General features: G+C 65.4%; 12 protein-coding genes. 7 read left to right on the forward strand and 5 right to left on the reverse strand.

Annotated elements, in window-relative coordinates:
* Positions 1–69 precede the first annotated feature (69 nt).
* Positions 70–753, forward strand: coding sequence for a spermidine synthase family protein (locus tag I2488_RS17595; protein WP_196277092.1), 684 nt, complete (start codon positions 70–72; stop codon positions 751–753).
* 48 nt (positions 754–801) lie between these two features.
* Here I2488_RS17595 and I2488_RS17600 read toward each other — a convergent pair whose 3' ends face one another.
* The gene (locus I2488_RS17600) at positions 802–2241 is read right to left on the reverse strand and encodes an OprO/OprP family phosphate-selective porin (RefSeq protein ID WP_196277093.1); all 1440 of its coding nucleotides are present in this window, start codon (positions 2239–2241) and stop codon (positions 802–804) included.
* Positions 2242–2445: 204 nt separating this feature from the next.
* Here I2488_RS17600 and I2488_RS17605 point away from each other — a divergent pair, with 204 nt between their 5' ends.
* Positions 2446–3354 (forward strand): SDR family NAD(P)-dependent oxidoreductase, encoded by a 909-nt coding sequence (locus I2488_RS17605; protein WP_196277094.1) that lies wholly within the window; start codon positions 2446–2448, stop codon positions 3352–3354.
* A 122-nt stretch (positions 3355–3476) separates the two neighbouring features.
* Positions 3477–3998 (forward strand): hypothetical protein, encoded by a 522-nt coding sequence (locus I2488_RS17610; protein WP_196277095.1) that lies wholly within the window; start codon positions 3477–3479, stop codon positions 3996–3998.
* A gap of 55 nt (positions 3999–4053) precedes the next feature.
* Here the strand turns inward: I2488_RS17610 and I2488_RS17615 are convergent, their stop codons facing one another.
* From I2488_RS17615 to argH, 4 genes are read right to left on the reverse strand one after another with little or no spacing between them, the layout of a single operon-like run.
* A complete protein-coding gene (locus I2488_RS17615) occupies positions 4054–4827 on the reverse strand; it encodes a precorrin-2 dehydrogenase/sirohydrochlorin ferrochelatase family protein (RefSeq protein WP_196277096.1) in 774 nt (257 codons plus the stop codon).
* Position 4828: 1 nt separating this feature from the next.
* The gene (gene lysA, locus I2488_RS17620; RefSeq protein ID WP_196277097.1) at positions 4829–6088 is read right to left on the reverse strand and encodes a diaminopimelate decarboxylase; all 1260 of its coding nucleotides are present in this window, start codon (positions 6086–6088) and stop codon (positions 4829–4831) included.
* 9 nt (positions 6089–6097) lie between these two features.
* Positions 6098–6349 (reverse strand): hypothetical protein, encoded by a 252-nt coding sequence (locus I2488_RS17625; protein WP_196277098.1) that lies wholly within the window; start codon positions 6347–6349, stop codon positions 6098–6100.
* Entirely contained in the window at positions 6346–7755 is a 1410-nt protein-coding gene (argH, locus tag I2488_RS17630) for an argininosuccinate lyase (RefSeq protein ID WP_214652445.1), read from the reverse strand. Before argH ends, I2488_RS17625 begins: the two co-directional genes overlap by 4 nt.
* Before the next feature lie 25 nt (positions 7756–7780).
* Between argH and I2488_RS17635 the strand changes: the two genes are divergently transcribed.
* The 4 genes from I2488_RS17635 to I2488_RS17650 all read left to right on the forward strand — a co-directional run bounded on the left by I2488_RS17635 (position 7781) and on the right by I2488_RS17650 (position 12669).
* Positions 7781–8338: a TlpA family protein disulfide reductase gene (locus I2488_RS17635; protein WP_343071108.1), complete on the forward strand. Its 558-nt coding sequence runs from the start codon at positions 7781–7783 to the stop codon at positions 8336–8338.
* A 96-nt stretch (positions 8339–8434) separates the two neighbouring features.
* Positions 8435–9574, forward strand: a complete 1140-nt coding sequence (locus I2488_RS17640; protein WP_196277099.1) for a phosphoserine transaminase — start codon at positions 8435–8437, stop codon at positions 9572–9574.
* 194 nt (positions 9575–9768) lie between these two features.
* Positions 9769–11355 (forward strand): phosphoglycerate dehydrogenase, encoded by a 1587-nt coding sequence (serA, locus tag I2488_RS17645; protein ID WP_196277133.1) that lies wholly within the window; start codon positions 9769–9771, stop codon positions 11353–11355.
* Between the two features lie 195 nt (positions 11356–11550).
* Positions 11551–12669: an ATP phosphoribosyltransferase regulatory subunit gene (locus I2488_RS17650; RefSeq protein ID WP_196277100.1), complete on the forward strand. Its 1119-nt coding sequence runs from the start codon at positions 11551–11553 to the stop codon at positions 12667–12669.
* The last annotated feature ends 19 nt before the right edge of the window (positions 12670–12688 follow it).

Here is a 12688-nt window from a genome sequence, read left to right on the forward strand (position 1 = left end):
GTCTCCGAAACCGTCGCTTGAGCCAACGTGCGCCTTGTGGCTGCGGTTCCCGGAGCCTAGGGCGGGACCATGATAGCACGCGAACTTCTCGGCACGGCCCGGGTGCCCGATGGCGAAGAGCTGAAGCTCTACAAGCACGACCGCGATTTCATGATCGTGCTCGGCCACAACGAACTGATGAGCACGCGGCAGAACGGCTCGGAGATCGCGCTGGCGACGCAGAGCATCGCCCGCATCGCCAAGGCGCAGCGTCCCGCGATGCTGATCGGCGGCTATGGCATGGGCTTCACCTTGCGCGCTGCGCTGGAGAAGCTTCCCCAGGATGCGCAGGTCACCGTCGCCGAACTGGTGCCCGAGATCATCCAGTGGGCGAAGGGGCCGATGGCGGAACTGGAAGCCGGCTGCCTCGACGATCCGCGCGTGCGGCTGGTGATGACCGACGTGGCCGACGTGATCTCGGCCAATGCGCTATCAGTGGGCGGCACCGGCTACGATGCGATCCTGCTCGATGTCGACAACGGGCCGGACGGGCTGGTGCGCGCCGGCAACAACCGGCTCTACACGATGCGTGGGCTTCGCACCGCGATGGACGCCCTGCGCCCCGGCGGCGTGCTGGCGATCTGGTCGGCGGCGAAGGACGCAAACTTCACGCAGCGCCTCAAGGCCGCCGGGTTCGACGTGGACGAGGTGGAAGTGCGCGCGCGGACCAATGGCAAAGGCGCCAAGCACGTCATCTGGTTTGCCAGCGTCTGACGGTCCTGCAAGGCGCGGGCCTCCCCGCCCGCGCCCCTGTCTGCTTGATCAGAAGTCGAACTGCGCGCGCATGCCGACGACATCGGCGTTGTAGTTGCGATCGGCCCCCGCCGCGACCGCCGCATCCTTCAGCCAGAGGTGGCCGTAGTCGACGATGAAGCGCACGTAGTCGGTCGGCACCCACAGCAGCGATGCTCCGACCAGTTCCTGTCGTCCACCCAGAACGCCGTTGTCATTGAGGTCGAGCCAGTCGTAGCGGGCGTTGACCTGCACCGCACCGATGCCGCCCTTGTCGACGCCGTTCTTCGGCTTGATCCGGGTCCAGGTGCCCTCGCTCGCCTTGTAGGGGAGCGTGTCGCCCTTGGTCAGGAACACGCCCGCCTCGACATAGCCGCCGTTGAAGGTGGGGTCGGCGATGCCGGCAGGGCGGTCGACCTTCATCCACTGCGATTCCGCGGTGAAGTGCACCGGTCCGCCGGTCCAGCCCAGTTCCACGCCATAGTTCGTTTCCGACAGCGCGCTGATCGCCTTGGTATCGACGAAGCGGATGTCGGTGGTGTGCGTGAACGGCCGCGCGCGATAGCGCACCGTGGCACTGCTGTCGTTGAGGTCGTGATAGTGCGCGGAACCGCCGATGTGCGCCTGCCCGCCGAACAGCTTGGGCTGCAGGGCAAAGCGGCTGTCGATCGAATAGCTGTTGTCGGTATCGGCGTTGAGGTCGGTCACGTTGTCGGTGAACACGCCGACTTGCGCCAGGACCATGCCCTTCTGGTACTGCGCCGACAGGCCGAGGCGCCGTTCGAACCCGAACGCGGTGTTGAACGCGGCACGCTCCATGAAGCTGGTGAACAGGTCGGACTCGGTGTCCTCCATCGATTCGAACGGCTTGTGCTGGCCGATCGTCAGCGTCAGGTTCCTGATGCCGGTGTAGGTCAGGTAGACGTCGGTCGGATCGATGCTGCTGTTGGCGATGTCAGCCTCGATGCGATAGCCGAAGTTGCCGGGAATCGTGCCGTCGAAACCGAAGTAAGCGCGGCGGAATTCGGTGGCGAGGCCGAGGCTCTTGCTGCCGATGGACGACGGCGCGGAAACCGAGGCGGTATCGATCTGCAGGCGGCCGCGCGGCTTGAAGCTCCACTTGCCGGCCTTGGGGTTCTTCGGGTCCGCCGGAGCTTCGATCTTCGGCCCGCCATCCCAGCTGATCGCCACCGGCGGCTTGCCCGAGACGGTCGGTGCAGGGATCGCAGCGACAGCGGTGGCCGTGGCGTCGGTCTTGGCCCTGGCTTCGGCCAGCTGGCCCTGCAGCGCCTGGATCTGCGCCTGCATGGCGTTCATCGCTTCCATCTGGCTCTGCATCTGCGCCTGCATTTGCTGGAGCTGGGCCTGCATCGCGGCAAGATCGGCGTTGGACGTCGCGGCCTCGGCCGGGAGAGCCCAGCCTGCGGCACAGGCAAGGGCAGTGATCGAGACGCGGGTTACGAGCTTCATGGCGAATCCTTGGGTTTTCGGTCTACGGCCAGATTTCGGTCTGCGGCCAAATATGTCCGTTGTGTTACATTTTATTGACGGATTTTTTGCTGGTTTATCGCGAACCACCCGAAACGCCTCTGCCGTTGCGTTCCAGCCCGCGCCGTGGCATCGCTGACACCCATGTTAATCGCCCGGTTAGGGCGCTCCCGGAGAGATACAGACATGACCATTTCGTTCGAAGGCCGCGTCGCGATCGTCACTGGCGCAGGTGGCGGACTTGGCCGCGCCTACGCGCTTGAACTCGCCCGCCGCGGCGCGAAGGTGGTGGTTAACGATCTGGGCGGATCGCGCGATGGCACCGGCCATTCCGACGCTGCGCTCAAGGTTGTCGAGGAAATCGAGGCCATGGGCGGCGAGGCCATGTCGAACGGCGGCTCGGTCAGCGAATACGAGCAGATGGTCGAGATGGTCGCCAAGGCCAAGGAGCGCTGGGGCGGCGTCCACGTGCTGATCAACAACGCCGGCATCCTGCGCGACAAGAGCTTCACCAAGATGGACCCGGCCGATTTCGAGATGGTCGTGCGCGTCCACCTGATCGGCTCGGCCTTCGCCACCAAGGCCTGCTGGGACCTGATGCGCGAACAGAACTACGGCCGCATCCTGATGACCGCCTCGTCCACCGGCCTGTTCGGCAATTTCGGCCAAGCCAACTACGGCGCGGCCAAGTTGGGCCTCGCCGGGCTCACCAAGACGCTCTACCTTGAAGGCGCGAAGAACAACATCAAGGTCAACACGCTGGCCCCCGTCGCCGCCACGCGCATGACCGAGGACATCTTCCCCGAGGAAGCCTTCAAGCTGTTTGGCCCCGAAAACGTCGTCCCCGCCGCCCTGTTCCTCGTCTCGGAAGATGCCCCCACCAACGCCATCGTCGGCGCAGGGGGCGGCGCATACCACGGCGCGTGGGTGACGATGAACAAGGGCGTCCTGCTGGCACCGGGCGAACGCACCGTCGAAGGCTTCGCCGCCAACTGGGACAAGATCAGCGACCGCACGGGCGACTTCGCCCCGCAATCAGGCGCGGAGCAGAGCCAGGTGATCATCGGGCAGTTGCAGGCGGCGATGAAGGGATGAGCCGGTCCGTCCCGCTTTCTGCAAACTGCAGGGGCGGGATGCCTGTCAGGCTGCCAAATGCCTCTTGAAAAGGGGGCTGCCCGACTGTTGACTTGCACCCGCATCGTGCGCAGTCTTCTAAGATGCAAAGAGAGCTCACAGCAAGACTGGCAGAACTGGCCGAGCTCGAGACAATCTCGCTTAGACACTTCGACTGCATCGTGCTCTCGCGTGACGCTGTGTTGAAGTTGTTCATGCCCCGGTCGAAAAGACTGATGCTTGGCACTCCCAAGGATCGGATGATCTTTGGGGAGGTACTCACCGTTTTCGCTGACGCCGTAAAACCGATGAAGCCTCCGTCGAAGCGCTTCGACTACACCAACCTCGTCTTCTCCGCGCCATTAGCAAACTTTCCCGGCCTTGAGATGTATGAAGTGAACGGGGCGTTCGTTGATGCCGAAGGGTTTTTCCAAAATCTGAAGGCCTTAGCCTCATTCTTGCCCGAGAGTGCCGATAGCTGGCGACAAACTTTCAGCGATGATTTCTTTGACAAACCTCCTCTGGAAAGAATGTCCGCCGGTATCGGCTATTTGCGCAAGTCAGTGGACTTCAGGAAACTAACACCAGATTTTGCCGACTTTAGCATTTCAATCGAAGAGACTTGAGACTGATCAAACGCCTTGGAGTGCGTTTACCCTTGGCTTGAAAGTGGAAGTCGCGTCACCCCGACCGCAAAACCACCACAATCCCACCCTCAGGCACATCCCCCCCCGCCAGTACCCGCACCGCATCGGCCCGCGCGCGTGACAGGATTTCCGGCGCAACGTCAGCGTCGTGCACCACCACATCCGCCTGCCCAAGCAGCCGTGCGGCGCGCAGGGTCAGGTCTTCGGGGTCGTTCGAGGTCAGCACGATCTCGAACCGACCGGACTGTCCTTCCGCCCCAGACGCCACCCACGCGCCAACCTTCGCCTCGCTCCCGGCGCGAAACAGGTCGAGTGCCCCGCCCTCGTCCAGCGCCGCATCCAGGGCGCGGCGGCGGTCTGCTACCGAGGACCAACGCTTGCGCATCCCCTCGCGCGCCTCCTCCAGCGCGCGGGCCAATGCCCCCAGCCCCTGCGGCAACAGGCGCTCCAGCCGCAACCGCAGGATCTTGGCAAGGCCTGCCGAGGCCCCGCCCGTGCCGACAGCGATCAGGACCGGATCGCGGTCGAGGATCGAAGGCGTGGTGAAATCGCACAGTTCGGGCCGGTCGACCACGTTGACCAGCAGGCCGGCGCAGCGCAGCCGGATCGCATCGCCCTGCGCCATGTCGGGATTGTCGTGCGCGATGAAAGCCAACCGCGCGCCGTCGTCGATCCCGGCGTTGATCTCGCGATAGATCACCCCGCCCGCGCGCTCGATCAGCCGCTGCTTGGCCGCAGCGGCCTCCCCCTCGCCCAGCAGAATCACCGGCTGGCCCGCGATGCGGTGGAAGAGGGGGAGCGACTGCATTTTACTTGAGGAAGTCCGGCACGCGCTCGGCCGCAAGGATCGTGGCGGGATCGATGCGGTCGGCCACCACGGCCCACTTGTCGCCATCGACCATCACTTCGGGCACCAGCGGGCGCGAGTTGTAGGTGTTGGCCATCGTCGCGCCATAGGCGCCGGCGGTGCGGAACACGGCGAGATCGCCGCGACCGACCTTGTCGATCACGCGGGCCATGGCGAAGGTGTCCGAGCTTTCGCAGATCGGGCCGACGATGTTGGCGGTGAAGGTCTCGCCCGTCGGCTCCACGGCAGCGAAATCGTGCCAGGCATCGTAGAGCGCCGGACGGGCGAGGTCGTTCATCGCGGCATCGACCACGACCCAGGGGTTGCTCGCACCCTCCTTGACGCGGATGACCTCGGTCACCAGCACTCCGGTGTTGCCGGTGATCACGCGGCCCGGTTCGAACATCAGCGTCACGCCCCAGTTGCCGGTGACGCGCGCGACCATCGCGGCATACTCGGCAGGCTGCGGGAACACTTCGCCCGCCTTGTAGGGCACACCCACGCCGCCGCCCAGGTCCATGTGCGTGACCGAATGGCCTGCCGCACGGATCTCTTCCATCAGTCCGCCGACCTTGTTGAAAGCGGCTTCGAGCGGTTCGAGCTTCGATAGCTGGCTGCCGATGTGCAGCGTCAACCCGCGCATGTTGAGGCCCGGCGTGGTGGCGAGACGGCCATAGATCGCAGCGGCGCGGTCGAACGGAACGCCGAACTTGTTCTCGGCCTTGCCGGTCGAGATCTTGCCGTGGGTTCCGGCATCGACGTCCGGGTTCACGCGCAGCGCTGCCGACGCAACCTTGCCCATCGACGCGGCGATCTCGGCGAGTTCGAGGCCTTCTTCCTCGCTCTCGAGGTTGAACTGGCCGATCCCGGCCTCGATCCCGCGGCGCATTTCCGCAGCGGTCTTTCCGACGCCCGAGAAGACGATGCCATCGGGGGCCATGCCTGCCGCCAGGGCGCGCTCCATCTCGCCGCCCGAGACGACATCGGCGCCATAGCCTTCGGCGGCCAAGACCTTGAGCACGGCAAGGTTGGGATTGGACTTCACCGCAAAGGCGATCTTCGCATCGCGCAGGATCCCCAGCGCATCGCGGAACACGCGAGCATGGCGGGTCAGCGTGGCGCGCGAATAGACATAGACGGGGGTGCCGACTTCCGCCGCGATCACCGGCAGGGGCACGTTCTCGGCGCAGAGCACGCCGTCGTTCAGTTCAAAATGGTCCATCGGAAAATCTCAGTCTTCGGGAGGCAGGTCGAAAGGATCGTCTTCGCGATCCTGCGAGCGGCGACGCGGCTCGACATTGCGCGCAGGGGCTGCCTGCGCGGGGGTTTTGAGCAGGTCGTCAGCGCCCGGCTGCACCTCGCGGCCATAGGGGATCGGCGGCGGTGTCTGGTCCGGCGCCAGCTTCAGCTCGGCCTTGTTGCCGCATCCCGCCAGAGCGAGTGCGCCAAGGCCTGCGAGCAGAATGTTGCGCGATTGGCTCAAGCCGATTCCTCCAGCCCCAGCGCCACGCGCGCCTGGGCCACGCGCTTCCTTACCTCGTCCGGCGCGGTTCCGCCATGGCTGCAACGCGCGGCCACGCTCGCTTCGACCGAAAGCGCGGCATAGACGCGGTCGTCGATGCGCTGGTCGATGGCCTTGAGGTCGTCGATCGACAGCTGGTCGAGGGCGATGCCGCGCGATTCGGCGAGCTTCACGGCAGAGCCGGTGATGTGGTGCGCTTCGCGGAACGGAATGTTGGCCTGCCGCACCAGCCAGTCGGCAAGGTCGGTCGCGGTGGCATAGCCCAGCTCGGCGGCGGCGCGCATCCGGTCGGTGCGAAACTTCGCTTCGGCGACCATCCCGGTCATCGCCGCGATGGACAGGGCAAGCAGGCTGGCGGCTTCGAACACCGGCGGCTTGTCGTCCTGCATGTCCTTCGAATAGGCGAGCGGCAGGCCCTTCATCGTGATCATCAGCGCGGTCAGGCAACCGGCGATCCGCCCCGAATGGCCGCGCACCAGTTCGGCGGCGTCGGGGTTCTTCTTCTGCGGCATGATCGAGCTGCCGGTCGAAAGACTGTCCGGCAGCGTGACGAAGCCGAAGGGCTGGCTCGCCCAGATGATGAACTCCTCGGCCAGACGCGAAAGGTGCAGCGAGCATTGCGCGGCGGCCATCAGGTAATCGAGCGCGAAATCGCGGTCGGACACCGAATCGAGGCTGTTGTCGGTCGGCCCGTCGAAGCCCAGCGCCTCTGCCGTGCGGAAACGGTCGATGGGGAAGCCGGTCCCGGCCAGCGCTGCCGCGCCCAACGGACTGCGGTTCATCCGCACCCGCGCATCGGCAAAGCGCGAACGGTCCCGCCCGATCATCTCGTAATAGGCCATGAGGTGATGGCCGAGCGTCACCGGCTGCGCGGTCTGGAGGTGGGTGAAGCCGGGCATGATGCTGGCGGCGTGTTCGCCCGCGCGGCTGACCAGCGCGACCTGCAACTGCTTGAGGCCAAGCTCAGCCTGATCCATCGCATCGCGCACCCACAGGCGGAAGTCGGTGGCGACCTGATCGTTGCGGCTGCGCGCGGTGTGGAGGCGACCTGCCGCCGGGCCGATCAGTTCGGCAAGGCGGCTTTCGGTGGTCATGTGGATGTCTTCGAGGTCCCAGTTCTCGGGGACTCCGTTGGCCTCGTACTCTGCCGCGACCTTGTCGAGGCCATCGGCGATCAGCGCCGCGTCTTCCGCCGAGACGATGCCTTGCGCGCCGAGCATGTCCACATGGGCCTTTGACGCGGCGATGTCCTGCCGCCACAAGGCCTTGTCGAAGGGAATCGAGGCATTGATCTCGCGCATGATCGCCGAGGGACCGCCTGCGAAGCGCCCGCCCCACATCTGGTTGGAGCCCGAATTGTCGCTCATGTCCGTCCGTTCGCCAAAGGTTGTTATGCTGCTGGCGGCCCTTGCCGTCGCCGGGTGCGATAGGCAAGCAGCAAGCGACTCGCAACCGCAGAGCAGCACGGCGCCTAAGGAATCTGCCGCGAAGGGCGAATTCAACGGCACGCTGGACATCGCCAATCGCGGCAAGGACATGCCCGACTTCACTGTTACCGACCCGTCGGGCAAATCGCTCAAGCTGCGCGATCTCAAGGGCAAGCCGGTGCTGATCAACCTGTGGGCGACGTGGTGCGGGCCCTGCGTCCTCGAAATGCCGATGCTCGACAAGCTGGCGGCGGACAATGCCGGAAAGCTGCGAGTCCTGACCGTATCGCAGGACATCGAGGGCGCGGCCAAGGTATCGCCGTTCTATGCCGAGAAAAAGTTCGCCGCCCTCGAACCCTGGCTGGATACCGAGAACAACCTCGGCTTCTTCTATGAGACGGGGATGCTGCCGACGACCGTGCTCTATGACAAGGACGGCAAGGAAGTCTGGCGCATGATCGGCGCGCACGACTGGTCCGGTCCGCGCACTGCCGCGATGCTGGCCGAGACTTTGGGTCAGTAGACCAAACATCATTTGACATATCGGCGCGCGCCACTAGAGCGGCCGGCGGGCCACGCGGTCCCAACGCCGCGCGTGCTCTCTGTAAGGAGAGACTACATGTCTGCTACGATTCCGGCTCGCAAGCCTGCGCGCCCGTTCTTCTCGTCCGGTCCCTGCGCCAAGCCGCCCGGATATTCCCCCGAAAAGCTCGCCACCGAATCGCTGGGCCGGTCACACCGCGCCAAGATCGGCAAGACGCGCCTTCAGTACTGCATCGACCTGATGCGCGAAGTGCTGCAGCTGCCCGATACGCACCGCATCGGTATCGTTCCGGGGTCTGACACCGGCGCTTTCGAAATGGCGATGTGGACGATGCTCGGCGCTCGCCCGGTCACCACGCTCGCCTGGGAATCGTTCGGTGAAGGTTGGGTCACCGATGCCGCCAAGCAGCTCAAGCTCGATCCCACGGTGCTGCGCGCCGACTATGGCCAGATCGCCGATCTGAACGCGATCGACTGGTCGAATGACGTGCTGTTCACCTGGAACGGCACCACCTCGGGCGTGCGCGTGCCGAACGCCGATTTTATCCCGGCGGACCGCGAGGGTCTTTCCTTCGCCGACGCCACCTCGGCAGTCTTCGCCTACGATATCGACTGGTCGAAGATCGACGTTGCCACCTTCTCCTGGCAGAAGGTCCTTGGCGGCGAAGGCGGCCACGGCGTGCTGATCCTCGGCCCCCGCGCGGTCGAACGGCTCGAAACCTACACCCCCGCCTGGCCTCTGCCCAAGGTGTTCCGCCTTGTTTCCAAGGGCAAGCTGGCCGAGGGCGTGTTCAAGGGCGAGACGATCAACACTCCCTCGATGCTCGCGGTCGAAGACGCGATCTTCGCGCTGGAATGGGCAAAGGGTCTCGGTGGCCTGGAAGGCCTGAAGGCGCGCAGCGATGCCAATGCGGCGGCGCTGGACAAGATCGTCGAAGAGCGCTCGTGGCTCTCGCACCTCGCCGCTGACGAAGCGACCCGGTCGAAGACTAGCGTATGTCTCTCGGTCGAAGGCGCGGACGCAGACTTCATCAAGAAGTTTGCTGCCCTCCTCGAAAAGCAGGGCGCAGCCTACGACATCGCCGGTTACCGCGATGCTCCCGCTGGCCTGCGCATCTGGTGCGGCGCGACCGTCAACGCCGAGGACATCGCCGACCTCGGCCCGTGGCTCGACTGGGCCTACGAGACGACGAAGGCCGAACTGGCCGCGGCGTAATTGAATTGAGGCTGCGCCCCCGCCCTTCGGCTGGCTGGCAAGCCAGCCGCTCAGGGTAAACTCGGGGGCCTCCCTCGGCCAAGCGCTTACCTATAATTCGTCATCCCCGCGCAGGCGGGGAACCAGTTTCAACCTCACGCCTTACGCGACGCCGGGACATGGATTCCCGCCTTCGCGAGAATGACGAGGATTTTATGACCAAGCCCAAGGTTCTCATTTCCGACAAGATGGACCCCAATGCCGCCCGCATCTTCACCGAGATGGGCTGCGACGTCGACGTGATCACCGGTGAGACGCCGGAACAGCTGATCGCGCGCATCGGTGAATACGATGGCCTTGCCATCCGCTCGTCGACCAAGGTGACCAAGGCAATCCTCGATGCCGCCACCAACCTCAAGGTCATCGGCCGCGCCGGCATCGGCGTCGACAACGTCGACATCCCCTACGCCTCGTCCAAGGGCGTGGTGGTGATGAACACCCCGTTCGGCAACTCGATCACCACTGCCGAACACGCCATCGCGATGATGTTCGCGCTGGCCCGCCAGATCCCCGAAGCCAACGCGCAGACCCAGGCGGGCCTGTGGCCGAAGAACGGCTTCATGGGCGTTGAAGTCACCGGCAAGACGCTCGGCCTGATCGGCGCGGGCAACATCGGCTCGATCGTCGCCAGCCGCGCGCTCGGCCTCAAGATGAAGGTCGTCGCCTTCGACCCGTTCCTGACGCCTGAGCGCGCCGTGGAAATGGGCGTCGAAAAGGCCGATCTCGATACGCTGCTGGCCAAGGCGGACTTCATCACGCTGCACACGCCGCTGACCGACCAGACCCGCAACATCCTCTCGGCCGAGAACATCGCCAAGACGAAGAAGGGCGTGCGCATCATCAACTGCGCGCGTGGCGGTCTGATCGATGAAGCCGCGCTCAAGGCTGCGCTGGATTCGGGCCAGGTGGCAGGTGCCGCGCTTGACGTGTTCGAGACCGAACCCGCCAAGGAATCGCCGCTGTTCGGCACGCCGAACTTCATCTGCACCCCGCACCTCGGGGCGAGCACCAACGAAGCGCAAGTCAACGTCGCGCTGCAGGTGGCCGAGCAGATGGCCGACTTCCTCGTCTCGGGCGGCGTCACCAACGCGCTCAACATGCCCTCGCTCTCGGCCGAGGAAGCGCCGAAGCTCAAGCCGTACATGGCGCTGGCTGAAAAGCTCGGCAAGCTGGTCGGCCAGCTCGCGCACGACAACCTGACCAAGATCGCCATCGAGGTTGAAGGTGCCGCCGCGCAGCTCAACCAGAAGCCGATCACCGCTGCAGTCCTCGCCGGTCTGATGAGCCAGTATTCGCAGAGCGTGAACATGGTCAACGCGCCGTTCCTCGCCAAGGAGCGCGGGCTCGACGTGCGCGAAGTGCGCCATGATCGCGAAGGCGAATACCGCACGCTGGTGCGCGTCACCGTCAGCACCAGCCAAGGCGAACGCTCGGTTGCGGGTACGCTGTTCGGCAACGGCCAGCCGCGCCTCGTCGAGATCTTCGGCATCGGCATCGAAGCCGACCTTGATGGCGACATGCTCTACATCGTCAACTCCGACGCGCCGGGCTTCATCGGCCGCATCGGCACGCTGCTCGGCCAGTCGAACATCAACATCGGCACCTTCCACCTCGGCCGCCGCGAAGCCGGTGGCGAGGCAGTGCTGCTGCTCTCGCTCGACAGCCCGGTCCCGCAGGACGTGCTCAAGCAGGCGTGCGACATCGAAGGCGTGCGCGTGGTCAAGGCGCTGAACTTCGTCTGATTGGATTGCGACGACGCCGTCGGAAACCCTCCCCGCTGCGACTAATCGCGCCTGCGGCTCGATAAGTCTCGCTCCCCTCCCTTAAGGGAGGGGCCGGGGGTGGGTTTACAACGGGTGGTTTCGCAAACAACTTGGGCGGGTGCAGAAATGCGCCCGCCCTTTGCTTTTGCAGGCTCACCCGCTAAGCGCCCGCACATGACCGACGTCGATTCCAGCTTGCTGCCCGAGGGGCTTGAGGACCGCCTGCCTGCCGAGGCGGCGACCACCACGCGCGTGATGCGCAGCATTCAGGACGTGATGCACGGCCACGGCTATGACCGCGTGCTGCCGCCGATGATCGAGTTCGAAAAGAGCCTCGCCGCGCGCATGGCGGGCATCCAGTCACGCCGCATGTTCCGCTTCACCGATCCGTCGAGCCTGCGGATGATGGGCCTGCGGTCTGACCACACCCCGCAGATCGGCCGCATCGCCCAGACGCGCCTGGCCGAAGCCGCGCGCCCGCTGCGCCTGATGTACGCAGGGCAGGTCCTGACCATCAAGAGCGACGGGCTGAACCCCGCGCGCGAGAAGCTGCAGTGCGGTGCCGAACTGGTCGGCGCGGACAATCTGGCGGCGGCGACCGAGATCGTCTCCCTCGCCGTCGAGGCGCTGCAGGCCGCAGGCGCGCGCGGCGTCAGCGTCGATTTCACCCTGCCCGATCTGGTCGATACGCTCGCCGCCAAGGCCTTCCCGCTGGCAGCCGAACAGATCGAGGCGGTGCGCCGCGAACTCGATACCAAGGATGCGGGGGGCTTACGCGATGTCGGCGGCGAGGCCTACGTGCCCCTGCTCTACGCCACCGGCGAATTCGACAGCGCCATCGAGAAGCTTTGCGAGATCGACGCGGGCGGCGCGCTCGCCTCGCGCATCGCCTCGCTCAAGCAGATTGCCGCGAGCCTGAACGGCGCGGCCCGCCTGACGCTCGACCCGAGCGAGCGCCACGGCTTCGAATACCAGACCTGGTTCGGCTTCACCCTCTACGCCGAAGGCGCGCGCGGGCCGGTGGGACGCGGCGGCACCTATCGCATTGCCGGGAACGGCAAGGATGAGGCGGCGACCGGCTTTTCGCTCTACCCGGACGCGCTTATCGACCTGCTCTCGGCGAGCGAAACCCCGGAAGACCGCGTGTTCCTGCCGCTCGGGCATGACCGTGATGAAGCGGCCCGGTTGCGCTCGATTGGCTGGCGCACGGTTGCCGCGCTCAGCGATGCGGACAGCGCGCAGGCGCTGGGATGCACGCATGTGTTGGGCAAGAGCGGGCCGGAGAAGGTTTGAAGGCAGACGCCTAGAAGGA

The organism is Novosphingobium jiangmenense (assembly GCF_015694345.1).
Classification (GTDB): Bacteria; Pseudomonadota; Alphaproteobacteria; order Sphingomonadales; family Sphingomonadaceae; genus Novosphingobium; species Novosphingobium jiangmenense.

Bases quoted from the DNA above. Each gene is read 5' to 3' on its own strand.
- I2488_RS17595 (WP_196277092.1), top strand. From the start codon at position 70: ATGATAGCACGCGAACTTCTCGGCACGGCCCGGGTGCCCGATGGCGAA.
- I2488_RS17600 (WP_196277093.1), bottom strand. From the start codon at position 2,241: ATGAAGCTCGTAACCCGCGTCTCGATCACTGCCCTTGCCTGTGCCGCA.
- I2488_RS17605 (WP_196277094.1), top strand. From the start codon at position 2,446: ATGACCATTTCGTTCGAAGGCCGCGTCGCGATCGTCACTGGCGCAGGT.
- I2488_RS17610 (WP_196277095.1), top strand. From the start codon at position 3,477: ATGCAAAGAGAGCTCACAGCAAGACTGGCAGAACTGGCCGAGCTCGAG.
- I2488_RS17615 (WP_196277096.1), bottom strand. From the start codon at position 4,827: ATGCAGTCGCTCCCCCTCTTCCACCGCATCGCGGGCCAGCCGGTGATT.
- lysA (WP_196277097.1), bottom strand. From the start codon at position 6,088: ATGGACCATTTTGAACTGAACGACGGCGTGCTCTGCGCCGAGAACGTG.
- argH (WP_214652445.1), bottom strand. From the start codon at position 7,755: ATGAGCGACAATTCGGGCTCCAACCAGATGTGGGGCGGGCGCTTCGCA.
- I2488_RS17635 (WP_343071108.1), top strand. From the start codon at position 7,781: ATGCTGCTGGCGGCCCTTGCCGTCGCCGGGTGCGATAGGCAAGCAGCA.
- I2488_RS17640 (WP_196277099.1), top strand. From the start codon at position 8,435: ATGTCTGCTACGATTCCGGCTCGCAAGCCTGCGCGCCCGTTCTTCTCG.
- serA (WP_196277133.1), top strand. From the start codon at position 9,769: ATGACCAAGCCCAAGGTTCTCATTTCCGACAAGATGGACCCCAATGCC.
- I2488_RS17650 (WP_196277100.1), top strand. From the start codon at position 11,551: ATGACCGACGTCGATTCCAGCTTGCTGCCCGAGGGGCTTGAGGACCGC.